We start from the raw sequence: 22992 nt of genomic DNA on the forward strand, positions 1-22992 counted from the left end.
TATTTTTTTGCTTTTTAGTTAGCTATCGCTAACTTAAAATTCTTTGAGGGTCTGTTTCTTTCCCAATCTGCGGTTCTATGTCCAACCGGAATTTATTTCATTAAGGAGGCGTTATTCCCCATGAACAAAAAAAAGCAGAGCAGCTTGTCCCGCCTGCTGGGTTATGCAGGCGGGCACAAGAAGCTGACCATCTTGGGCTGTACCCTGTCCGGGGTGTCGGCGGCCCTTTCACTGATGCCCTATGTATGTATCTGGCTTGCTGTACAGGGGGCCTTCCGTGCTTTTCCTTCACTTTCACAGGCCACTGGACTCGAGCGGTTTGGCTGGATGGCAGTCGCATTTGCCGGTGCCAGCATACTCGTCTATTTTGGGGCCTTGATGTGTACCCATCTCGCCGCGTTCCATACCGCTCGAAATATGCGGCGGACCGCCATCGATCACGCGGTCGACCTCCCTCTCGGCTTTTTTTCCAGCAATCAGACCGGCCGTCTGCGCAAGATCATCGACGACAATGCCGGGATGACTGAAACCCTATTGGCTCACGAACTTCCCGACCTAGTGGGAGCGATCGTCACCCCTGTTGTTGCCCTCGTATTGCTTTTTGTGTTCGACTGGCGGATGGGATTGGTTTGTTTGATTCCTATGATCGTTTCCATCTGGCTGATGACGTTGATGATGGGTGGAAAAAATGCGAAATTTTTCGAACGCTATCAGATTCAGTTAGAAAATATGAGCAGCGAAGCAGTGGAGTATATCCGCGGAATCCCTGTCGTCAAAGTCTTTCAGCAAACCGTTCATTCCTTTAAAAACTTCTATCAAGCGATCATGTCCTATAAGGAACTGGCCTCCGGTTATGCGATGAGTTGCCGGACCCCCTTGGTTTGGTTTACCACGGTTTTAAACGGCACCTTCCTTTTGCTTATCCCTATGGGGATGCTCATGACCGCTGCAGCCGGTGGAGATGGCTGGGATGTTCTGTTAAACATGATTTTTTATATCCTCTTTGCTCCGGCCTGTGGTGGCATGATGAACCGCATTATGTACGCTTCGCAGGCTCTGATGGAAGCCGACGAGGCGATTCGTAAGCTCAACCTGATTCTGGAACAGAAGCCTTTGGCCGAACCGGCACATCCTCAGTCTCCAAGCGGGCACAGCGTTGTGTTCAAGAACGTGACCTTTACCTATCCTGGCGCGGACCGGCCTGCGCTTCAACACGTGAGCTTTACGGTTCCTGAGGGGGCGACAGTCGCCTTAGTGGGCCCTTCTGGCGGAGGTAAAACCACCGCGGCTACACTGATCCCCCGGTTTTGGGACGCACAAGAAGGTTCTGTTCAGGTGGGCGGCGTGGATGTCCGGCAGATTTCCACCCGCGATTTGATGGCTCAAGTAGCCTTTGTTTTTCAGGATACGCGCTTGTTTAAGGCCAGCCTCCTGGAAAATATCCGGGCGGCCCGGCCTTCAGCCAGCCGGGAGGAGGCTTTGCAGGCTGCTCATGCAGCCCAATGCGACGATATTCTCGAGAAGTTGCCCGACGGTATCGATACCGTCGTCGGTGCAAAAGGGGTCTACCTGTCCGGGGGCGAACAGCAACGCATTGCTTTGGCGCGTGCCATTTTAAAGGATGCACCAATCGTCTTGTTGGACGAAGCGACTGCTTTTGCTGATCCTGAAAATGAGTATCAGATTCAGAAGGCCTTTGAATCTTTGACCCGCGGAAAAACAGTGTTGATGGTTGCTCACCGCCTTTCCACCATTCAAAATGCCGATCAGATTCTTGTGCTCTCCGAAGGCCAAATCTTACAGAGCGGTACCCATCAGCAACTTCTGGAGCAAAAGGGATTATATGCACAAATGTGGCAGAATTATCAGACCTCTGCCCAATGGAAGGTTGGAAAGGAGGCTGTGCAATGATTCGGAAATTGCAACACATCTTCGCTCTATCGGAACAAGGGACAAAGGACCTGGTCAGCGGTGTATTTTGGTGTACGGTCTGCAATTTATCCCTTATGGCGCCGGTTGGTCTCCTGTTCTTTGTCTTACAGACCATGATTGCTGCTTTGACAGAAGGGACCGATCCCTCTTCGGGTGTGTGGGGATACACCCTTGGCGCCCTGATCATTCTTGTGTTCATCTTTTTGTTCCATTGGAAGGAATACGCCAAAACATATACGGGCACCTATGAAGAGAGTGCCAACCGCCGGGTTCGCCTTGCAGAAAAGCTCCGCGCACTCCCCCTCTCCTTTTTTGGAAACCGGGACCTGGCTGACTTGACCAATACCATCATGTCCGACTGCTCCAGCCTGGAACAATCCTTTTCCCATTACATTCCCCAGCTGATTGCTACCTGTTTTTCCACGGCGCTCATCGCCATCGGTCTTTTGTCTATGGACTGGCGCTTGGGATTGGCGGTGTTGTGGGTACTTCCTGTTGCACTCATTCTTGCTGTGGGTTCCAAGTTCCTACAAGACAAATTTGGAACACGCAGCATTCTTGCCAAACGTGCGGCCTCTGATGGAATTCAAGAATGTCTGGAAACCATCCGTGACATCAAGGCATGCAATCAAAAGGAACACTACCTAGAGAGTGTACACGCCAAGATTGATGGCGTTGAATCTGCTGCAATTCGTGCTGAGTTGACTACAGGCGTGTTTATCACATCCGCCCAAGCGATTCTTCGTCTAGGGTTGGCAACGACCGTCCTCGTGGGCGCACATCTGCTAATTACAGGCGGTGTGGATCTTCTGACCTATCTTGTCTTTTTGATCGCCGCGGCACGGTTCTATGATCCCATGGCATTGGCGTTGCAAAACCTGGCCGCTACCTTTAGTGCAAAACTGCAGATCGAACGTATGCGTCAAATCGAGGAACAACCCGTACAAACCGGTTCCAATACTTGTACTCCCAACGGGTATGACATCCAATTTGACCATGTTTCTTTCTCTTACCATTCGGATGAAGGTGTTCTGTCCGACGTATCTTTTACGGCTAAGCAAGGGGAGGTCACTGCGCTTGTCGGGCCCTCTGGCGGTGGTAAGTCGACAGCCGCCAAATTGGCAGCACGCTTCTGGGATGTCAATTCTGGAACCATTACTCTGGGAGGCATTGATGTGACCCGTGTGGAGCCAGAAGCTCTGCTAAACTATTACGCAATTGTCTTTCAAGATGTGGTCCTTTTCCGCGATACCATCATGGAAAACATCCGTTTAGGACGGCGCGAGGCGACCGATCAAGAAGTATTGGAAGCAGCCCGCGCTGCACAATGCGACGAATTCATCCGTAAGCTTCCGCAGGGATACCAAACCGTCATCGGAGAAAATGGTTCTACTTTGTCCGGAGGCGAACGGCAGCGCATCTCCATCGCGCGGGCACTTCTAAAGGATGCTCCTGTAATTTTGCTGGATGAAGCGACAGCTTCTCTGGATGTTGAAAATGAGAGTGCTGTTCAAGCGGCCCTTTCCCGCCTAGTACAAAATAAGACGGTGTTGATTATCGCTCATCGTATGCGTACGGTAGCCCATGCGGACCACATTGTTGTCTTGAAAGATGGGAAAGTCGCTGAACAGGGCACCCCTGCCCAATTGATGGAACAAAAAGGATTATACCATCACATGGTGCAACTACAAAAGGAGAGCGCTTCCTGGCAACTGAATGAGCGGCCATCGTCTCGATTATGACATTTTGTTTCCAGCTGGCATCATCTCATGTTTGTGAACGGTATTCCCGGTTCAAACATCGGATTTCTCCAACCTTAAATAAAGACTTTAGAATTTATTGACTTTATATCAAAAGCTCTTGAGTTTGTTACAAGTGTAACAAAGCCCAAGGGCTTTTTGAATTCTTTCACACTTTCTTAAATGGTATATCCTGTAAACCTTTTGAAAAATCATTATAAATTTCAGTACTCTCCTATTTACAACGTTAAGGCCAGGGTTATAAGTGTGCGGCGGCTTTGAGAGAAAGCCCCGGTAGGATGGAAAGACGATGGACAGCTTCCTTATAAAGCTTCGTCCTTACGGGATACATTTCCCTTTGAAGGGAGCAAACAATCAATACGGAGGAACGCCCTATGTTGCCTAGTATCTTTTGTAAAAACCCGCTTGACAATTTGTTTGGTGAGTCCTTAAGGAAAGACTAGTCGAGTACACACAACCCATTGAGTGTGGTAATCCTGCCAACACCTGATAAAGACGCCTGCATCCGCCCACCAGCAGTCTTCTTTTGTAGTGAAACGGATATTCAGGAAGCACTCCTCGCCGGGCTGTAGGTCAACTGGCGCAGTATAGCCTTCCAGAGTGATGTCCACCGTCTCTTGCGGAGGAACATCCACGGACTGCGTATGTCTTGCAATGGACTCTCCATCGCGGATCAATTCCCAGGTCATGTCGTATTCGTTTGCATTGGTATCGATGTATTCATTGTCGATGGTAATAACGCCCGCTTCCAGATCCTTTGCCGTCATCTGGAAGGACTGGTAAACCTTCTTGACCTCATACATGGCCGGGTGAATGGTGCGGTCCGGCGCAATAATGCCATTGACGCAGAAATTATTTTTGCCGGTGTAGACATCCCAGTCGCCGTCATATGCCCAATAGGTCTTGCCGGGCTCCGTGCCGGGAATCTGGGTGTTGATCGACTGATCCGCCCAGTCCCAAATCCAACCGCCCTGGAGGTTCGGATACTTGCGGATGATGTCCCAATAGTCCTTCAAAGCGCCTGTACTGTTGCCCATCGAATGGTCATATTCGCACATGACATACGGGGATTTGCCGCTCTTACCTTTCTTTTCCACGTCCGTGTAAGCGGGATACATATTCGACTCCAAAGGAAGTGTGTAACGTCAAGGAGTGGGACGGCTCTTACGAGGCTGTTATCGATCTGCCAGGACGGAAGGAAAGAGAGGTCTATGTATCCCCGCAGAATGGTTATTCGACGATCTGTGTGGCCAAGGAATTGGATAAGAATGAAGTCGGACGTTATAGGCTATCAGGGACATTATAGCGGCGTATACCGCGGCGGTTATTCTATGGGCGATATATCTGACGGAGGCAGTCCATATAAATATCCGGACGGTATTTTGAGGCTCTCCGTCCCGAAGGCAATGCCCAAAGTTTCGGAATTCCCGGAATCACAGTGCAATTCAACAAACAGTCCTTTACGCATACATAAAGCCAGTCACAACCACCGGCGAACGTCTAAAGAGGCTGGGAACTTTATTCCCGCTTGCATCCCTACTCCACAGCCCGTAAACAGGCAGTGGCGGTTCTAACGGCAACCTTCTATCATCAAAAGGTTGTTGCCAGCGGCTTGCTTCGCTCGATGCTTGAAGCGAAGGCTTTTTTACGGGAACCTTCCACCGGTTCTTCTGGAAGATCTAACCAACAGAAGGGGATACCTCCGCAGAATAGTCTGCGAGGGTATCCCCTTCTTATATATGTACTATATGTACATTTCTTCCGGTCTGCCCCTACAGGAAAAGTCCTTTGGGTATGACCACTTTTTTACTGCATCGCTTTCTTGATGAGGAACAAATCATGGGCATCCAGCGCCCCATCCCCATTCATGTCTGCACTGAGCAACTCAATTTGTTCGAAGGAACGATTTCCTACAATGGCTTCACGCATAAGCTGCACATCGGACTCATTTACAATGCCATCCGGGTTGATATCGCCCAGAAGCGCCACGCTCATGCGGTCCTCTTCGGTGCCGTTCACACGCAGGATCACGATGTAGCCGGAGACCAGCGTCGAACCCTCGTCGATGGAGCCGCCGGTCGCCTCCATAAATTCCAATGTACCGCCTTCTACGGGCTTGAGCATTGCTGCGATGTCCTCGGTCGTCGCTCCTGCCGGGACATTGTAGAGGATCTTGGTATCGCCGTCGGTTGTAATCTTTGCATCCGAATCCTCTGCAACTTCAAACTGCGGTTTTGATGGTTCTGTGCTTTCGACCAGCAATTTTGCGTCCGCCCAAACGGTATTGCAGCGGCCGTTGTTGCCCGTGGTCAGTTCGGCAAGCAGGGTCAGCTTTGTCACGCCTGTCACATCGACGTCGACATACTGCGCATTGGTGTTCTTTCCCTTTATCTCATCGGAAGCAAAGATCTCCTTTCCATCGGCCAGGACGCGGAAAACAACGCCCTTTACGTCCTGCGCACGGTCTTTGTCTTCGATTCCTACCCAAGCCTGGAAACGTGTCGCATTGAGTCCGGTCAAATCATAGACCACCTCGGAGGCGGCATGAGCCGCCAAACCTTTGTCAAACGCAGTCTTGACACCGTCGGGATATACCGTGATCTTACCACCCTGCAGGTTGGCATCCTTGGTAAAGTTCCCATAGCCGACCTTTGCGGATTCTTCCTCGACATCGGAGAGATAGAGCTCCGAGCCTTCGGCGCGCACCTTGACCTTCGCATCAGCCCAGACCGTCTGGCAGTTGCCGTTCGAGCTGGTAGTCAAATCGGCAAGCAGGGTCAGCGTGCTTGCGCCGCTGATGTCCACATCGACATATTCCGCGTTGCTTCCGCTTCCCTTCATCTCCTTGGAGACGAACTTCTCTTCGCCGTCGACCAACACGCGGAACTTCACACCGCGCACCTTGTTGTTGCGGTTGACTCCGTCGATGCCGACCCACGCCTGGAAGCGCTCTGCATCGAGACCGGACAAATCGTAAACGACCTTGGAGGCGGCGTGGGCGGTGATGCCCTTGTCGTAGGAGACCTTGGAGCCATCCTGATAGACGCTGATCTTGTCACCATCCAGGTTGGCGTCCTTGGTAAAGGTTCCATAGCCGACTTCTGCGGAGGTTTCCTCTAAATCGGAAAGATAAACATACTCATTGAAGATAAAGTCCACCGTGTAGACACGCTGATACCCACTCGCACTGGTGGCTGTTACCGTCGCCTGTCCTGGAACCGCATCCGCCTGCTGAATTTCGATGGTTACATCATCGTTTGCCGCGGTTGCTGTAACCTGTGGGATTCCTGCGGACGGGCTCTTGCGGGAAGTATAGGTGAGAATATCGCTGTTAAATCCATCAATGGATTCGCCGTCAATCTGGATGTCCGTAACCAAGGTGGTGTTGTCCGGCAGATTGACTTTGCTTTCCTGCATCAGCTGTTCGGTAGACGCATTGCTGATCGGCTTCATACGGAACTGATAGGTGTAAGAACGGTCGGTCGGCAATGTATACTGCTCCAGTGTCTCTGGGCCACAGCTTCCGCTGCCCAGACCCATCTGATACTGGTCGATCGTGACAACCGTATTCTCGGTTCCTTCCATGTTGTACGGATGTTTTGCCTGTTCCATATCCTCCTGGGTATAGTGCAGGGCGCTGACTTCGATCACATCCTGCGCATCAAAGAGCAGGCCATTTCCGGATTCATTGGTAATCGCCAGCCAGCGGGTGTCCGTCTTATTGCCAGTCTCCTGCGGCTTGACAAAATCGGTATACTGTTCGCTGACCGTGCTATCGTATACGCCGATGTCATAGCCCCACTTGCGGTCCCAGTAACTGTCGGATTCGCCGCGGCCATACCACTGCATATTCTCGTAACCCGCGGGCATCTGCAAACGCATACCGACGCGCAGCAGGTTATTCATGGAGCTGTTCGGCATCAGAGTACTGCGTACAATCACATTACCGTCCGAATAGATGGTAAAGGTGGAAGCATACTGCGAATCTGCCGCCGACGGCATCGTCATATTCACCGTGACAATGACCTTCTTTTCCTCCTGGAACACGCTGAAACCGGTGACCTTTGCGTCTTTCACTGCATTCTGCCACTTCGCGTCGTGGGAGGTCTTGGCATCGTTGTCCGTGATGGCACGCCAGAAGTTCGGCTCCAGCGGCTCTGCCAGCAGTTCTTCGCCGTTGGCGACATAGGAAGTAAGCTTGCCGCTTTCCTTGTCAAAAACAACGCGGAAGGCATCATTTTCAATGGTGAGCGTCGTATCGGTATCCTGTACCTGCCCCTCGGTAAACGCCGGCATATTGCTCTCGTCCAATTCGGGCAGATTGTCCTCCTGGACATCGTATGCAAACTGTTCGGTTGCGACCTCGTGGCCTGCATCCGCCCACCAGCAGTCTTCTTTTGTAGTGAAACGGATATTCAGGAAGCACTCCTCGCCGGGCTGTAGGTTAGCCGGCGCAGTATAGCCTTCCAGGGTGATGTCCACCGTCTCTTGCGGAGGAACATCCACGGACTGAGTATTGTGCGCAACAGGTTTGCCATCGCGGATCAATTCCCAGGTCATGTCGTATTCGTTTGCATTGGTATCGATGTATTCATTGTCGATGGTAATAACGCCCGCCTCCAGATCCTTTGCCGTCATCTGGAAGGACTGGTAAACCTTCTTGACTTCATACATGGCCGGATGAATGGTACGGTCCGGCGCAATAATGCCATTGACGCAGAAATTGTTTTTGCCGGTGTAGACATCCCAGTCGCCGTCATAAGCCCAATAGGTCTCGCCGGGCTCCGCGCCGGGAATCTGGGTGTTGATCGACTGGTCCGCCCAGTCCCAAATCCAACCGCCCTGGAGGTTCGGATACTTACGGATGATGTCCCAATAGTCCTTCAAAGCGCCTGTGCTGTTGCCCATCGAATGGTCATATTCGCACATGACATACGGGGATTTGCCGCTCTTACCTTTCTTTTCCACGTCCGTGTAAGCGGGATACATATTCGACTCCATGTCGACATATTCGCTGTCGTTCCAGCCCTGGTAGTGGATCAGGCGAGTCGGGTCGTTTTCATCAAAATATTGGAGCATGCCTTCCAGGGACTTGCCCGTGCCCACCTCGTTGCCAGGGGACCACATCAGAATGCAGGGATAGTTTTTATCGCGCTCCAACATGCTGACTGCACGCTCTTTACAAGCGACTACGTAACCAGGAATATCGCCGGGCACACCGGGGTTCAGCCGGCGGCCATTGTGAGACTCATTGTTCGCCTCATCCATCACATAGATACCGTATTTGTCGCACAACTCATAGAAATACGGGTCGTCCGGATAGTGCGAAGTACGCACGGAATTCAAATTGTACTGCTTGAGCAACTTGATGTCCGCTTCCATCTCCTCACGGGAAAGGTGGCGGCCGGTTTCAGGCGACATCTCGCCGCGGTTTACACCCTTGAAATAAACCGGTTCCCCATTCAAAACCATCTGTGCATTGTTGGTATCATCATTGATAATCCCAAACTCACGGAAACCGACGTTGACCGCTGTGCTCTCCACCTCTTCGCCGCCACGCATAAGCGAAATGGTCATGCGGTAGAGGTTCGGATGCTCTGCATTCCACTTGAGCGGGTTCTCAAAATGGCCCGTCAGGTTGACAACCGCCTTATGATCTTCAAAAGCAGGCGCATCCGCTGTCATCGGGTCACCCACAGGGTTCCCTTCCGCATCGTAGAGCTGGGCCTCTACCGTAAGGCCCGCTGTATCCGCATCTTCAAAGCTGCGCAGCTCCACCTCCGTGTTCAGATCCGCATCCACATATTCGTCGTCCAGATCAGTGACAACGGTAAAGTCGCGAATCTCGACGTCGTCCTTGGAGAACAGATACACATCGCGGTAAATACCGGACAGACGAATGCCGTCCTGGTTCTCAATCCAGCTGCCGTCGCTCCAACGGAACACCTCCACTGTCACGACATTTTCCGCACCCTCTGTGAAATCGAGTGCATCGGTGATGTTAAATTCCTGCCGGGCAGTCATGTCCTCGCCATAGCCGATCTTCTGGCCATTGACGTATAGATACATGGCGTCCTCGACGCCCTCAAAGGTGATAAATACCTGACGTCCCTGCCATGCGGAGACATCCGGCAGAACCTTGCGATAGGTGCCGACGGGGTTAAAGTTGGTCGGCGCTTCGCCGGTCTTGATGTTCTTGTCCTTGGAATTATACTTCCAAGGGTAATCCTGGTTGGCATAGATGGGTTCATCGTATTTGAAACTGCCATCCTCATTTTTCACAGTCTGCCAACTCAGCGGTACTGTGATGTCATCCCAGCCGCTGTCGTCATAATCAGCGTCTGCAAAGGCGCCGTCCTTCTGGCTAATTCGGTCGGCAGGTTTTTCTGCCCAACTAAATTTCCAGTCGTCGCCGTTGAGCAGCTTGTAATAAGCCGACTGCGCCGGGTCATTCTCCTGAGCCTTTTCCTCGGTCTCGTACGGATAGGCCGTGGCGCGGGCGGGTTCCCGGTTTACCTGGACTACTTCCGGCTGCCCGTTCCACTCGCTGCTGTCATCGGACAGCACAGCGAATGCCGAAATGCCCGCAGCCGACAGGGAAATCGCGCCTGCCAAAATGCCGGCAACCAATTTCTTTAGTTTCATAAGGCTTCTCCTTTCACTCCATGCAACTCAAGTCGCTAAAATCTCCCGGAAGGGCGCGCGCAACGCGCGCCCTTGGGGAATTTTATCAATACTGTCACCGAATCATGCGTTTTAACCGATGGTGACAACGCAATGACGAACCGGGTTCTGTCCGGGCAAAGTGGTGTAGACGCCCGTGCTCTCGCCTGGTTTTCCGGTTGCATAGACGCGGAAGTAATAATCATTGCCGATCTGCGCAATAAATTGCGTCTTGAGCACACTGCCATTGCCCACGGTGAAGCTCGGCATTACATTTGAGCCGTTCAGTACCGTCATCTTGAAGCAATATGCGCTGCCTCTGGTCAATGTGAACGGCATCGTCGTATCGCAACGAACCGATGTCTGCTCTGCGACGGACTGCGCTGCGTTGACAACCGGATTGGCTGTGGCAGTTCCGGAAGCTCCATATGTGTTGCTGCTATTGCTGGAGGAGGAACCCTTCCCGCTGTTCTGTGTTTTCTTCTTGAGGTTCTTTTCTGCCAAGAGCGCTGCATCCTGTGCGGCTACCAATTCCTCCGGCGTTGCATTGGACTTATCCAAAACCGCTGCCAGATTCTTTTTCGCCGCCGTGAACGCTGCTGCGCTGGATGCGGTATAGCCGCTCAAATCCTTGGACTCCATACGGTTGAGAAGTGCCTCAAGTTCCGCACGGCTGGGAATCTTGCGCAGGTTCGCCATTGCTTCTGTCAGGGCCTTCGCCGCAGCGTCAACTTCTTCCTGCGTTGCATCCCGATCAATATCCCGCGCAGCATTCAAAGCACCAATAAATTCCTGCTTGCCGTCGTCGAGATACGCATCCAGATGGTTTTCGATCCCTTCTGCCTTCGCAAGCGCCGTATCAAGCGCCGTGCGGTCGGCCGTTCCGGCCAGATGCATCAACGCATCATAGAGCGCTTGGCACGCCTTGTCCACATCGTTCTGCACCGCGTTGTCGTCATTAGACGTTTTGATGGCCTCGTCGAGCGCTGTCTGGAGAGCCGCCCAAGTGTCCGACGTATAGTCGTTTTCGTCCAGCGTTTCTGCCAGAGCAATCAGATCGTCCAGCCTGGTCTTGTCGCCCGGCTCAAATTCCAGGTAGTGCAGGGCGTCCATAAGGGCGCTCCAAGCCTCGTTGATCGCATCCTGTGTGGCTGCCGGGTCTTCGTTGACCTCATTTGCCTTATCAAACGCTTTCTGGAACTTCTCCTGTACTGCCGGTACCAGATTGTCGGTATCGCCTGCATCGATACGCTCCTGTGCATAATCGATCACAGCCTGCAAGGTCAGCTTGCTGACCGTTTCAAAGGCAAAGGTGAGGGTTGGGTTCAGGGTATCCATGCTGCCTGTATACCGATAGGAGCCGCTGCCGATGATCTCCGGCTCGCCGCCGTTGACCGTTACCGCACGGAAGGTTCTGCCTTCCACAGCCGGTGTAAAGTCGAATACGAGTTCCTCGCCATTTGCAACATCCTCCAGGGTATAAACGCCAAGCAGGTTTGCGATGGTCTGCTCTTCCCCGTCGATCCAGAGTTTGGCATCCTTGCCGCTAAAGGTTACCGTCAGATCAGCCGTCTCCGGCGCCGTCTGGCCCACGTGAACCGTCGCCTGCTGGAGCGCGCTGCCGATGTCGTTTCCGCTGATATTCAGAACAACAACATTGCCGATTTCAATGTCGTAATCCCCTTCTCCTGCCGCTTCGTCCACCTTAAAGGTTGCAGTGAACAGGCTGCTTGTATCAACCGGCAGTCCATTTTCCAGATCGCCGTCGTAAAGAATCGAAACTTTGTGTTCATCGTTATGGATACCGACTGTCAAGTTGCCGTCGATGTTTTCATTTGGAGTCACTTCCTCACAGGTCAGTCCCTCCGGATAGGTGAGATCCATCTGTATAATACCAACTGGCTCCACCAGTTCGCCAAGGCCGCTTATGGAGTGCGTAACGGCGAACTCGCTGCCCGGTGCTACCGTTTCCGGCGCAGTCAGGCCCATTGTAATGGTCTGCTCCGGAACTTCCTTTACATTTACAACGATGGAAGCCTTCACATCCTCGCTGTTCTTGACACCAGGAATCATGGTCAAGGTACCGGTGAGGGTCTGCTCGCCAGCGGAATCTGCCTTATAGCCATCCTCATCCCAGACAACTGGGAGTTTTGTAGAGAGATCGCCTTCGAGGTTTGCAAGAACTTCCTTCGGGAGTTCCAAGTCCTCAAACGCTGTGCCGGTAAATGCGTCTACCGCCGCCAACTCTTCCACACCTGTGACCAGCTTACCATTCTCTTCGCGCCCAGTGGAGTTGATCCAGAAGCCCTCTGTGCTGCCTGCCGGGAGGGAAATGCGCACATAGCGGGCCAGACCGGAGACTGCATCACTGGTCAAAGTCAAAGCCTCGCTGCCATCCATATGGTCCACTGCGGTCGTCCAGTTCACACCATCCACCGAAAGGTCGATGGTATAACGATGGGACTGTTCGCTGGTCCAGGACAGCTGTACATTGCTCATGTTGTACAGACCGCCCGCATCAAAGTACCACCAGGGGGACTCATCGTCCGGAGACGGAATCCAGTATTTGGCCGGGTCTCCGTCGTTGCCATAGGCCGGGTCACTGCCCTCTGCGCTGGAACTCGCATAGGAAGGAACACCATAATCCAAGCGGGTTTCTTCCGCCGCCTCAGCGCCGTAGGCATAGAACTCGGCGATCTCCGTCCAGTCCTTTGTTCCGTCGCCCGCATACAGGTTGTAAACGCGGAGGTAGCGGGCCTGCGTATCGACCTGGAGGGACGCCATCTTGTCCGGACCGCTGTAGTTCGCTACATCCGTCCAACGGTTGCCGTCCATAGAACTCTGGAGAGTAAAGGTATGCATCAAAGTGCCGTTGCCCCAGACAAAGTCCACATCCACCTGGTTGATCTGATAGACCTCGCCGAGGTCCACCTGCCAGTTGGCGGCACCCATGGCCGCATTGGTCCAGTAGGTGCTCGGATCACCATCTACTGCAGCGGAAGCCGGATGGCCGGCGCCTTCCTTGCTGGCGGTTGCATCCTTTCCAGCCGCTACGTTTGCATTGGTGCTTTCTCCTGTACCCTTGACCTCCAAAATACAGGGCCAAATGTTGGATGCCGGGCAATTCACATAAACGCGCACATACCGGCATTCCTGGTTGATTTCCTCCGTTACGCGCTGGACATTTTCGGTGTTGTTGCTGCGGTCTACGACCACATCTTCCTGCGTGATGTCCGGGCTATCGGAGACAGCAATCTGATATTTATAATCCGTGTTCATCTCAAAGAGAATTTCCACACTCTCGAGTTTGTAGGTGTCGCCCATGTCCACCTGCCACCAGTGCGGCCCCACAGAGTCGTCGCTGGAATCGGTGACCTTTGCACACCACTTGGTGGTTTCGTCGCCGTCATTGGCGCGTTCCGCCGCTTCTACTCCCAGCTGGCTGCTGGTGTTCTCACTGCTTGCGCTGGCAGGCTTGTTCAAGAACAAGTTTCCGGTCTCTACAGGCTTCACATAGTCCGCCTCGTCTGCATCGCCGCCTTCGGGAACTTCCGGCAAGCCTTCTACAGTCTCGGTCGGAATGGTGAGCGTCGCTGTGGTAAGGCCGTTCGAAGTTGCAGTCAGGGTAATATCGCCCGATCCGCGCTTGCTGCGCACCCAGATTCCCATCTGGCCGCCCAACATGGTGACCGTCTTAGTTTCCTGGCCTTCGTCGACCTCTGCTTTGTCGCCAATCACGAGGCCGGGGCCATCCACCGAGAAGGTGACGGCGTTATCCGCTGTATTGACCACAGTACCATTTGCGTCCTTTACATCGACCCACACCAGCTTGGCGGTACTGCCGTCCAGCTTGAGAGGCTCGTCATTTTCCGCCTGAAGGGTAATCTGCGTCGCCTCTTCAGGAGCACGGCGGACATATTCCGCTGCTTTCTGGCCGTCGATGTAGCCTACCGCTGTGATGGTTCCCTCGCCCGGCGTATAATCGCTGAGATCAAAGGTAAACGGCGGGTGCTTGAGGTTTTCTGTGCTGATATATTTTCCTGCTCCGGAAGCCGGGTGATCCTTCGGGTTTCCGTCGCCATGCGGTCCCCACATCTGCGTGTCGGGCGTCTGTTTACCAATGGATTTTCCATTGACAAAAAGCTCTACCTCATCGCAGTTGCTGAACACACGAACCTGATCTGGGGAATCGGAGGCCCATGTATTCGCCACAAAGACCATCGGGCCGCTCTCGATGCCGTATTCGCTCAGATCGACATCGGCGTCGCGCTGGCTCTGGACAAAGTATGCGCTGAATTTCGGGATGCGGTAGATGTCCACAATCCCGCAATAGGTCAGGTCGGTTGTATCAAAGCCTGCATAGTCGGCATACTGCCAGTAGGCATACGCGCCGCCCCAATCAAAGCTGCGGTTGAGCGCCATGGATTCCTGGAGATTGTCGCACTGAATCAGCATGCCCTCGTCGCCGCCCTTGAACTTTGTGTGCGCCGGTTCACGGGTCACACGGGTGGAAGAGGTGTAGCCGCCGTAGTTCCAATCACCGTATTCACTGACGATGACAGGCTTGTCGCTATAGGTCGCTGCATCGCCGATTACATTGGCCTGCGGAGTCCCTACGCCCATGTCGAAGACATTCCAGTATTTCCATCCTCCGGTGTAAATGCGGGAATCTCCATCTGTCGGGTATTCTTCATGGGAAATGCGCTGCATTTCCTTTGCCCACGCCTCATTGTAACCACTCTCATTGAGGCTCGGCTCCCATGCGACGATGGAGCAGTAGTTGCGGTTGGTATGGAACATGTCGCGCAGTTCCTGATAAGTAGCATTCTTGAAACTGTCGGTGTTGTAAAACTGCTGCCAGCCGGAGAGGCAGTCGATCACAGCCACACCGTACTTGTCGCACGCCGCATAAAACGCCGGGGAATGTGGATAGTGCGACATCCGAATGAAATCAAAGCCCCATTCCTTCAGACGGCGAACGTCCTCAAAGATGGAGTCGTCGGACTGGGCATTGCCGAGCATTCCGATCTCAGAATGCATATTGGTGCCGTTGAGCTCCACATACTCGCCGTTGATATAGCAGCCGTCGCGTTTCCACTCCACCTTGCGGATGCCATAAGTGGTTTCCAAGGAATCACGGACCGTATCGCCGGTCAGGACCGTGGTGCGCACCGTATAAAGCTCCGGCGTATTGATGGACCACAAGCGCGGATTTTCCACAACCAGTTTTTGGACGAACGCATGGCTCTCGCCTGCGGCAATCGTAGTGGTATCCTCTTTTGTGGCAACCACGCCGCCATCTTCATCCACAATTTCCGTCTTGACCGTGGTGTCCTGTGCCTGTTCTCCCTCATTCTTGACGTCGGTCTGCGCCTGAACGGTCGCGCTCTCTTTGGTGACAGAAGGCGCTGTCAAGAAGATTCCGCCGCCCGCTGTTTTGTTTTCATAAACCGCATCGCTCACATGCAGTGGGTCCATGGCTGTGAGGTATACGTTCCGATACAGGCCGCCAAAGTATTGGAAGTCCGGATTGTTTTTACCAGGGTTAAAGGCTGCGTTCGGACGCGTATCGATGCGCACTGCGATTACGTTCTCTTCCCCATAAGCAACCTTATCTGTGAGGTCGAAAACAAATGCAGTATATCCGCCCTGATGGGTTCCAACCTTTTCCCCATTTACCCACACCTCTGCCGCCTGCATCGCAGCTTCAAAGGTTATGTAGAGCTTTTTGCCCTGCATTTCCTCGGGAATGGTGAAATGCTTACGATACCAGAAGACCCCCAGATCCTCCTGGTAGTAGTTATCGGGGGTATAATGAATGGTGCTATGCGGCAGATTTACATAGAGCCAATCTTCGTCGTCGAAGTCGGCTGCATCTGCGCCGGTAACATCTCCTTCATAATACCGCCAGTCGTTGTTAAAATTGATTGTTTCTCTTCCAGGCTCTGCCGCGGAGTTGGACAACGTTACACCATCGCCCTCTCCTAGGTCGGCCGCCCAAGCGTAGACGCCCGGCCCTGCGAACACGGTTCCGAGAACCATCAAAGTCGCCAGCAGACAGGCGGTCCACTTTTGCCATGCTGTTTTCATACTTCTTCTCCTTCCATATTAAACCTCATGGATTTCGATTGATTTTTTTGAAATCTCCCTCCTTTCTTTTGAATCAAAAACAAAGGCGCTGCAAAGCGATAATCTTCACTTTGCGCACCGCTTACGCCACTTGATTTCGCAAAGTTTTTCCATATTTCGAAGAATTCTACCAATCAGTAATGCTCTTTAAACAACAGAAATATCGATCACTATGCTCAAAACCTTTGCACATCTTCATGTTAATCCTTATAATAAATAGCGACTTATGAATAATCCATACAAAATTCTTAGACAAGCTATCGAATTTATTTTCAGTTTGTTCCAACGAAACAAATCTCCATATTTACGAGCAAATTGTCCATATTATGGAACTTAACCTGTTGGCCAAAGCCCCTCTTTTCTGCTTCCTGTATCTTTACAAAAGGTCCCTCTTTAACGTATACTGGGAACCGATCATCATCGATATAGGATAAGGAGGCTGCCATGCAATCTTATACAATAAAAGAAGTCTCTCAGATGTTTCAGCTCCCTGCTTCCACATTGCGTTACTACGAGGATATGGGCATTCTGACTGACATCGCCCGGACGGAAAGCGGGCAGCGCATCTACCTTCAAAAGCACATCAACCGTCTTCGGACGATCTGTTGCTTCAAGCGCACGGGTATGTCCATTTCTCAGCTGCAAGAGTTCTTTTCCTACGAAGAGGAAGAGCCCCAGCACATCGGCGATATTCTCCACCTGTTACAGGAGCAAAAGATCCGCGTGGAAGAACAATTGGCAAAAATGCAGCAGGATCTCAAGCATGTCGAACGTAAGCTCGCCTACTACCGGGATATTCAAGCGGCAATCGAGCAGGGGATTCCACTTCCCCGTTGGGATTCCTATCGCGATCGGATCTTTTGAAATGGCTAAGAACGGCTTTGGAAAGCCATTTTTGGGCTTTTTCCCATCTTATTCACAGCTAACATGCAGCAAACTACTTGACATTCCGAAATGTGGATGATACTATAGAACCACGGTTAGCACATGCTAATCAAAACAACATTCCGATGAAAACGATTATTTCCCGTTTCATCGGTGGGTTCATTGGTGGTTTGTTTTGATACCAAAAATCAATCAAACATGCCAACGGCACCGTATCTTACAGAGTGGCGCGAATCAATGGAAACCTCTCCTAAAACGCGCTTTCTTTTTCAGCTATCAGTTAGCTGCAACTAACCAACTTTTCGGGAGGGAAGCCCATGGCGGACACGGTTGAATCCATGCTGGCGCGCAATTGCGCACCCGTTCTTGCGGGAATTAAGCCGTCGAACCTGTTTTCCTGCCCCGCCTCTTGCGGTATACAGCTTACCGCTTATCGAGGCTTACTGGAATCCAAGGGCATTCGGACCTTTTCCGTTTGCGCGTGCGGATCACGCACATTGACATTGGTTTACCGTGAAAGATTATTGAGACAACAGCTTAACCGTGCAGATGTTCAGGATTGCCTGCGGCGGTTTGGGTATCCCGTCTCGAAAGGGTTAGGTTCCATGCTCGCCTGGTTGCAACATCGGGTCCGCATGGAAAAAGGTTTTCCTCACGAGATCGGCTGTTTCCTTGGATATCCCATGGAAGACGTAGCCGGTTTTATCCGGGAAAAGGGCCGTAATTGCAAGTGTTGCGGTATGTGGAAAGTATACGGCGATGAGGAATATGCAAAATATTTGTTTGAAAAATACGAGCAGTGCTCGCGAATGTTTTGCGAACATCTCAAGCAGGGAATCTCTTTTCAACGCATACTTGCTGCTCTTCCTGCGGCATAAAGGATGATTATTTCCAACTTACCCGCGCGGGCGGAGAAAATTAGGTCTCGCAGCGTCGCGCAAATCAGGAGGTTTTTGATATGAGTAAAACAGCAGTAATCTATTGGACGGGCACTGGAAACACAGAGGCTATGGCAAATGCAATTGCAGCCGGCATTGGGGAGGCCGATGTTCTGTCGGTTTCGGAGGCGGATGCTTCCGCCGTTGCACAGTATGAAAAGATTGCGTTTGGTTGCCCGGCGATGGGCGACGAAGTCTTGGAAGAGGGCGAATTTGAGCCTTTCTTCGCCGAAGTGGAAGGCAGCCTTTCCGGTAAGAAGGTTGCACTGTTCGGCTCCTATGGTTGGGGCGACGGGCAGTGGATGCGCGATTGGCAGGACCGTGTGTCCGGCGACGGCGCACAACTTTTTGAGGAAGGCCTGATGGCCAACGGTGCACCCGACGAGGCCGAATGTGAGGAATTCGGCAAACGTTTTGCTGCTTTTTAATTGGGTTTCTCTTTGTATCCCATTTTCGGATAGCTGCCGGATGCATAAGCATCCGGTTCAGCTTCCTCTTAACCTTGTTATCAAGAGTCATCACTAATTGCTTATAGGGTACTCCATACGGGACGACTGCCGGATGCCAGTCGCATCCGGCGTGACGTCTCCCCCTACAGTATTATTACATTGCTTACAAGGTACTCCATACAGATATTTTCTTCCTTAGTCGCAGAGGCCCGGCGGATTCGCCGGGCCCTTTGCTTTTCTCCAACCGGTTTGTAAAATGAGCCCCAGACTTTGGCGCCTTTGCTGCAATCTGGGAAAAATTCTATAAACCTATTGACAAACACAAGTTAGCTGGTGTAAACTAGTATCCGCAGAAAAGGGATTAGCTCTCGCTAACCCCTAATAAAACACACAAAAGTTAGCCATATCTAACTTTTTTCTAAAAAGGAGTGACGGATATGTTTGCAAAAGAAGCTGTCCTGCGTACGGCTGCTCAGGAAACATCCGAACCGACCAGCGGCCCCCAGGTCATGTTGATGCCGTTGGCCATGGCGGAAGCAGGCAAGACCGTTGAGGTACATGCCATCCGCGGCAAAGACGAAGTCCGCCGGTTCTTGCATAACCTCGGATTTGCAGAAGGAGCACAGGTTTCTGTCGTCTCTGAACTGAACGGCAACATGATCGTCAATGTGAAAGGGACCCGGGTGGCAATCAGCAAATCGATGGCCAGCCGTATTCTTACAGCCTGATTTCTTTTAGGAGGGAACATCATGAGAACATTGAAGGAAGCAAAGTGTGGTGAGACCGTTTCCGTGGCGAAGCTGACCGGCGAAGGTGCTCTCAAGCGCCGCATCATGGATATGGGCATCACAAAGGGAACACAGATCTATGTGCGCAAGGTTGCGCCTCTTGGCGACCCGGTTGAGATCAACGTACGCGGCTACGAACTCTCAATCCGCAAGAGCGAGGCAGAAAACATCTGCTTAGAGGCGTAAAATCCCCATGTGCCGCCCCCTTTTACCGGGCGGTTTCCTTGGCGTCCTTCGGAGGGAGAGCCCCTTTCAGGTGCTGTAATCTGCTGGGCGTCTTTCCACCCCTGACGGGCTGCGGACTTTATCAAAAGAGTATTTCTGCCGCATAGATCCTGCATCGAATCCATTCTTTGCGGTTGTGTGCGGCAGAAGAGGACTGGTCTGGAAGAATGTATCTCATCCGGCCTTTTCTTGTCGAAGACTCAATTGTTTAAAGCACCCGCAAGTTAGCCACAACTAACAATTGTATCGAGGAGGAACATCGGAATGGAAATGAAAATCGCGCTTGCCGGTAACCCGAACTGCGGCAAGACCACCATGTTCAATGATTTGACCGGCAGCAGCCAGTACGTTGGTAACTGGCCGGGCGTTACGGTCGAAAAGAAAGAGGGAAAACTCCGTGGGCATAAGGATGTCATCATCACGGACTTGCCGGGTATTTATTCCCTTTCCCCTTATACGTTGGAAGAAGTCGTAAGCCGCGACTACCTGCTCAATGAGCAGCCCGACGCCATCATCAATCTGGTGGACGGAACCAACTTGGAGCGTAACCTTTATTTGACAACGCAGATTTTGGAGCTTGGGATTCCTGTGGTCATCGCGCTGAACATGATCGACCTGGTGAAAAAGAATGGAGACAAGATCGACATTCAAAAGCTCTCCGCCGCTCTGGGTTGCGAAGTCGTTGAGACCAGCGCACTCAAGGGAACCGGTTCCATGGAAGCTGCCCAGCGCGCGATTGCGTTGGCTAAGGCCAAGAAGGCAGCTGTTCCGAAGCACGAGTTTTCCAAGACGGTTGAGGAAGCCCTCGACCATGTAGCAAACGCAGTCCATGGCCAGGTCCCTGTGGCACATGAGCGTTGGTATGCGGTAAAACTGTTCGAGCGCGATGAGCGCGTAAATGCACAGTGCAAACTCAGCCCGCAGACCAAGGAGTCTTTGGAAGCAGCGATCTCCTCGGTTGAGAAGGAACTGGACGATGACAGCGAGAGCATCATCACGAATGAGCGCTATGCATACATTGCAAAGCTCATGAAAAATTGCGTACATAAGAAGCGCTCGGGCCTGACGGTCAGCGACAAGATTGACCGCGTTGTTACAAACCGCTGGGCGGCTCTGCCGATCTTTATCGCGGTGATGTTTATTGTTTATTATGTGTCTGTTACCACAGTCGGCACCATCGTAACCGACTTTACAAACGACACCTTATTCGGCGAGTGGATTCAGCCCACGGTGGGCAGCTGGCTGGAAGCAGCCGGTGCTGCGGACTGGCTCAACGGCCTGATTGTCGATGGTATCATCGGCGGTGTGGGCGCCGTCCTTGGCTTTGTCCCACAGATGTTCATCCTGTTCTTCTTCCTGTCGGTTTTGGAAGACTGTGGTTATATGGCGCGTGTTGCATTCATCATGGACCGTATTTTCCGCAAGTTTGGCCTCTCCGGCAAGAGCTTTATTCCTATGTTGATCGCTTCCGGCTGCGGCGTGCCGGGTGTTATGGCCACTAAGACCATTGAAAATGAAAAAGATCGCCGTATGACCATTATGACCACGACCTTTATCCCCTGCGGCGCAAAACTGCCGATCATTGCCCTCATGTTTGGCGCCATGTTCGGCACAGAACAGGGCGGTTGGGTCGCTCCTCTGTTCTATTTCCTTGGCGTTGCGGCTGTCATCATCTCCGGTATCATGCTGAAAAAGACCAAAATGTTTGCCGGCGATCCGGCTCCGTTTGTGATGGAGCTGCCGCAGTACCATGCCCCCGCTCCGAAGAGCGTGTTGATTCATATGTTGGAGCGCTGCAAGGCGTTTATCGTAAAAGCTGGTACCGTTATCTTCGTTGCTTGCGGCGTGATCTGGTTCCTCAGCAACTTTGGCTGGGCAAGCGGCGGCGCGGCATTTGGCCTGTTGGATATGGAAGACACCACTGTGAACCAGATGGACTTCAGTATCTTGGCTTACATTGGCAATGCCGTTGCATGGATTTTTGCACCGCTCGGCTTTGGCAACTGGCAGGCAACGGTCGCTTCGATCTCCGGCCTTGTGGCAAAGGAGAACGTGGTCAGCACCTTCGGCGTACTCTTCGGTTTGGCGGATGCCGGCGAAGACGATCCAGGCCTGTGGACCGCTGTTGCCAACATGTTGCCGACTCTCAGCACTAAGCTTTCGTTCTTGGCGTTCAACCTGCTCTGCGCACCGTGCTTTGCGGCTATTGGCGCCATTAAGCGTGAAATGGCAAGCGCAAAGTGGACGGCTTTCGCTATTGGCTATCAGTGCGTATTTGCCTATTGTGTAGCCCTGATGATCTATCAGTTCGGTATGTTGTTCTCCGGCGCTGGCTTCACGGTTGGCACTGTGGCAGCAATCATTCTTCTGGTATTGACCCTCTTCCTGCTGTTCCGTCCGGACCCGAACCGTACAGCAGAGCTCAAGCGCCGTTCGGCTGCTGCAAACGCCTAATGCTCTTCTAAGAAAGGAGAGACTTTTATGGTAACCTTTCTCATTGCAACGGTGCTCGCGGTCCTTTTTGGACTTGCAATTCGTTATTTGGTGAAACACGGTACCTGCGATTGTGGCAGCAAGGGTGGTTGCAGTGGAAGCTGTAGCAATTGCCCGCACTGCTGCCATTCCGTAGAGCCTACTCAAAAGCATCAAGTGAATTGATGAGGCCCGCTGTTCAGTCCGTATCAAGAAAGGAGCATCTCCATTGCTCTCTTCAGGAAAAAAACGTTATCTTTTTATCATTCATGAGTTGGGCCAAAATGGAAACGCGGTCCACTCAAAGGACATCGCCTCTTCGCTTTCCGTCAAACAGCCCAGTGTTTCGAAAATGCTCAATTCCCTGGCAGAAGATGGATTGATCGAAAAGGAATACTACGGTGCTGCAACCTTCACGCCTGAAGGTGCGCGCCTTTCCAACAAGCTTTACACCGATTATCTCCTGCTGTTTTCTTTCTTTCGGAATCAGTTGGGATTGTCCGAGCAGGATTCCCGCCATGACGCGATCGTTTGTCTGTGCGACCTGTCCGACGCCGGTGTACAACGCATGGCTTCCGCCGTGCTGGACTGTGAAAGGTCCGAACAAATCCAATCATAAGTCATTCCCAATCCTATATATGTGATCCAAAAAGGAGCCGCACGGAGATTCCCGTGCGGCTCCTTTTCTGATACAATACAACTCTTCATCCTTCCACGTTCCCTGCGTTCGGTTCTTAGAAGCGGAAAAGCA

General features: G+C 52.2%; 14 protein-coding genes. 10 read left to right on the forward strand and 4 right to left on the reverse strand.

The window, feature by feature from the left end:
* The first annotated feature begins 120 nt into the window (after window positions 1-120).
* Together B9Y59_RS13915 and B9Y59_RS13920 are read left to right on the forward strand one after the other, a co-directional pair.
* Window positions 121-1911, forward strand: a complete 1791-nt coding sequence (locus tag B9Y59_RS13915) for an ABC transporter ATP-binding protein (protein ID WP_085534196.1) — start codon at window positions 121-123, stop codon at window positions 1909-1911.
* The gene (locus B9Y59_RS13920; RefSeq protein WP_085534198.1) at window positions 1908-3674 is read left to right on the forward strand and encodes an ABC transporter ATP-binding protein; all 1767 of its coding nucleotides are present in this window, start codon (window positions 1908-1910) and stop codon (window positions 3672-3674) included. The genes B9Y59_RS13915 and B9Y59_RS13920 overlap by 4 nt, the downstream gene beginning before the upstream one ends.
* 446 nt (window positions 3675-4120) lie before the next feature.
* Here B9Y59_RS13920 and B9Y59_RS13925 read toward each other — a convergent pair whose 3' ends face one another.
* From B9Y59_RS13925 to B9Y59_RS15915, 4 genes are all read right to left on the reverse strand, one after another.
* Entirely contained in the window at window positions 4121-4810 is a 690-nt protein-coding gene (locus tag B9Y59_RS13925) for a glycoside hydrolase family 2 TIM barrel-domain containing protein (RefSeq protein WP_085534200.1), read from the reverse strand.
* Between the two features lie 688 nt (window positions 4811-5498).
* Window positions 5499-10337 (reverse strand): beta-galactosidase, LacZ type, encoded by a 4839-nt coding sequence (locus B9Y59_RS13930; protein WP_085534202.1) that lies wholly within the window; start codon window positions 10335-10337, stop codon window positions 5499-5501.
* A 111-nt stretch (window positions 10338-10448) separates the two neighbouring features.
* Window positions 10449-16445: a discoidin domain-containing protein gene (locus B9Y59_RS13935; protein WP_085534205.1), complete on the reverse strand. Its 5997-nt coding sequence runs from the start codon at window positions 16443-16445 to the stop codon at window positions 10449-10451.
* Window positions 16442-16618, reverse strand: coding sequence for a hypothetical protein (locus B9Y59_RS15915; RefSeq protein WP_158089047.1), 177 nt, complete (start codon window positions 16616-16618; stop codon window positions 16442-16444). Before B9Y59_RS15915 ends, B9Y59_RS13935 begins: the two co-directional genes overlap by 4 nt.
* 310 nt (window positions 16619-16928) lie before the next feature.
* Here B9Y59_RS15915 and B9Y59_RS13940 point away from each other — a divergent pair, with 310 nt between their 5' ends.
* From B9Y59_RS13940 to B9Y59_RS13970, 8 genes are all read left to right on the forward strand, one after another.
* Complete coding sequence (locus B9Y59_RS13940) at window positions 16929-17348, forward strand: MerR family transcriptional regulator (protein ID WP_054324515.1); 420 nt, start codon at window positions 16929-16931, stop codon at window positions 17346-17348.
* A gap of 338 nt (window positions 17349-17686) precedes the next feature.
* Entirely contained in the window at window positions 17687-18247 is a 561-nt protein-coding gene (locus tag B9Y59_RS13945) for a DUF3793 family protein (RefSeq protein ID WP_054324514.1), read from the forward strand.
* Window positions 18248-18327: 80 nt separating this feature from the next.
* Entirely contained in the window at window positions 18328-18735 is a 408-nt protein-coding gene (locus B9Y59_RS13950; protein WP_054324513.1) for a flavodoxin, read from the forward strand.
* 458 nt (window positions 18736-19193) lie between these two features.
* A complete protein-coding gene (locus B9Y59_RS13955) occupies window positions 19194-19484 on the forward strand; it encodes a FeoA family protein (protein ID WP_242967330.1) in 291 nt (96 codons plus the stop codon).
* A 21-nt stretch (window positions 19485-19505) separates the two neighbouring features.
* Window positions 19506-19730, forward strand: coding sequence for a FeoA family protein (locus B9Y59_RS13960; protein ID WP_054324512.1), 225 nt, complete (start codon window positions 19506-19508; stop codon window positions 19728-19730).
* Between the two features lie 303 nt (window positions 19731-20033).
* Window positions 20034-22223: a ferrous iron transport protein B gene (gene feoB, locus B9Y59_RS13965; RefSeq protein WP_054324511.1), complete on the forward strand. Its 2190-nt coding sequence runs from the start codon at window positions 20034-20036 to the stop codon at window positions 22221-22223.
* Window positions 22224-22250: 27 nt separating this feature from the next.
* Window positions 22251-22427 (forward strand): FeoB-associated Cys-rich membrane protein, encoded by a 177-nt coding sequence (locus B9Y59_RS15470; RefSeq protein ID WP_143255322.1) that lies wholly within the window; start codon window positions 22251-22253, stop codon window positions 22425-22427.
* Between the two features lie 43 nt (window positions 22428-22470).
* The gene (locus B9Y59_RS13970; RefSeq protein ID WP_054324510.1) at window positions 22471-22860 is read left to right on the forward strand and encodes a metal-dependent transcriptional regulator; all 390 of its coding nucleotides are present in this window, start codon (window positions 22471-22473) and stop codon (window positions 22858-22860) included.
* The last annotated feature ends 132 nt before the right edge of the window (window positions 22861-22992 follow it).

This window comes from Anaeromassilibacillus sp. Marseille-P3371 (genome assembly GCF_900169665.1).
Classification (GTDB): domain Bacteria; phylum Bacillota; class Clostridia; order Oscillospirales; family Acutalibacteraceae; genus Anaeromassilibacillus.

Excerpts from the sequence above, each read along its gene's own strand:
- B9Y59_RS13935 (WP_085534205.1), bottom strand. The coding sequence starts at position 16,445 with ATGAAAACAGCATGGCAAAAGTGGACCGCCTGTCTGCTGGCGACTTTG.
- B9Y59_RS13945 (WP_054324514.1), top strand. The coding sequence starts at position 17,687 with ATGGCGGACACGGTTGAATCCATGCTGGCGCGCAATTGCGCACCCGTT.
- B9Y59_RS13925 (WP_085534200.1), bottom strand. The coding sequence starts at position 4,810 with ATGTATCCCGCTTACACGGACGTGGAAAAGAAAGGTAAGAGCGGCAAA.
- B9Y59_RS13960 (WP_054324512.1), top strand. The coding sequence starts at position 19,506 with ATGAGAACATTGAAGGAAGCAAAGTGTGGTGAGACCGTTTCCGTGGCG.
- B9Y59_RS13955 (WP_242967330.1), top strand. The coding sequence starts at position 19,194 with ATGTTTGCAAAAGAAGCTGTCCTGCGTACGGCTGCTCAGGAAACATCC.
- B9Y59_RS13920 (WP_085534198.1), top strand. The coding sequence starts at position 1,908 with ATGATTCGGAAATTGCAACACATCTTCGCTCTATCGGAACAAGGGACA.
- feoB (WP_054324511.1), top strand. The coding sequence starts at position 20,034 with ATGGAAATGAAAATCGCGCTTGCCGGTAACCCGAACTGCGGCAAGACC.
- B9Y59_RS13940 (WP_054324515.1), top strand. The coding sequence starts at position 16,929 with ATGCAATCTTATACAATAAAAGAAGTCTCTCAGATGTTTCAGCTCCCT.
- B9Y59_RS13915 (WP_085534196.1), top strand. The coding sequence starts at position 121 with ATGAACAAAAAAAAGCAGAGCAGCTTGTCCCGCCTGCTGGGTTATGCA.
- B9Y59_RS15470 (WP_143255322.1), top strand. The coding sequence starts at position 22,251 with ATGGTAACCTTTCTCATTGCAACGGTGCTCGCGGTCCTTTTTGGACTT.
- B9Y59_RS13950 (WP_054324513.1), top strand. The coding sequence starts at position 18,328 with ATGAGTAAAACAGCAGTAATCTATTGGACGGGCACTGGAAACACAGAG.
- B9Y59_RS13930 (WP_085534202.1), bottom strand. The coding sequence starts at position 10,337 with ATGAAACTAAAGAAATTGGTTGCCGGCATTTTGGCAGGCGCGATTTCC.